This is a genomic window from Komagataeibacter melaceti (genome assembly GCF_003403295.1).
Classification (GTDB): Bacteria; Pseudomonadota; Alphaproteobacteria; order Acetobacterales; family Acetobacteraceae; genus Komagataeibacter; species Komagataeibacter melaceti.
In genome coordinates this window covers 1-993 of record NZ_QUWV01000224.1, presented here as the reverse complement: position 1 = coordinate 993, position 993 = coordinate 1, and the positions used below count along the sequence as shown (strand labels likewise).

At 62.2% G+C, this 993-nt stretch carries 2 protein-coding genes; both read left to right on the top strand.

Annotation, left to right across the window (positions count from 1 at the left end; translation table 11 throughout):
• Positions 1-685: Mu transposase domain-containing protein (locus tag DY926_RS16525; protein WP_408886086.1), on the top strand; the 685-nt coding region annotated here is incomplete at its 5' end.
• On the top strand, positions 675-993 hold a 319-nt coding region (locus DY926_RS16520; protein WP_241503288.1), incomplete at its 3' end, for an ATP-binding protein. The genes DY926_RS16525 and DY926_RS16520, both read left to right, overlap by 11 nt.

Sequence of the window (993 nt, the reverse complement as noted above, 5' to 3'; positions counted from 1 at the left end):
ACGGCTGCAGCATATCGAACTGGCCCGGAGCATCGCCGAGGTCTATGCCAGCGAGCGTCCTCACCTCATGGTGCCGGGGCGTCCCTTTGACGGGTTTGTCGAACAGACCAAGCGCGTCTCGCCAACCTGCCTGATCCAGTTCGAAAGCAACCGCTACAGCGTGCCGGCCTCCTTTGCCAATCGTCCGGTCAGCCTGCGGGTTTATCCCGACAGGCTGCGCATTATCGCCGAAGGGCAGGTTCTGTGCGTGCATGACCGGATCATCACGCGTTCGCATGGTGTGCCAGGCCGCACGGTGTATGACTGGCGGCATTATCTGGCGGTCATCCAGCGCAAACCGGGCGCCCTACGCAATGGCGCGCCGTTTGCCGAATTGCCAGCTGCCTTCCGGACCCTGCAGGATCAACTGCTCAGGCGGCCTGGAGGCGACCGGGAAATGGCTGAAATCCTGGCCCTTGTGCTGCAGCATGATGAGCACGCTGTCCTCTGCGCGGTTGAACTGGCACTTGAAGACGGCGTGGCGACCAAGACCCATGTTCTCAATACGCTTCATCGCCTGATCGATGCCAGGAGAACCGTGGTTCCCCGGCTCGATGCCCCACAGGCCCTGGTGCTCAAACACGAACCGTGCGCCGATACAGGGCGGTATGACATCCTGCGAAGGGACAGCCGCCATGCGTCATGATCCTGCCGCCGCTTCACTTGTCGTCATGCTCCGTGGATTGCGGATGTATGGCATGTCCCAGGCCACGGCTGACCTCATAGAGCAGGGCGCGCCTGCCTTCGAGGCGGCCATCCCCATCCTCTCACAACTCCTGAAGGCGGAACTGGCCGAACGCGAAGTGCGCTCCATCGCCTACCAGACAAAGACCGCCCGGTTCCCCGCCTATAAGGACCTGTCCGGGTTCTCCTTTGCCGATACGCAGGTCAACGAGCCCCTGGTCCGCCAGCTCCATGGCGGGGACTTCATCGAGCGTGCTGAAAATGTCGTGC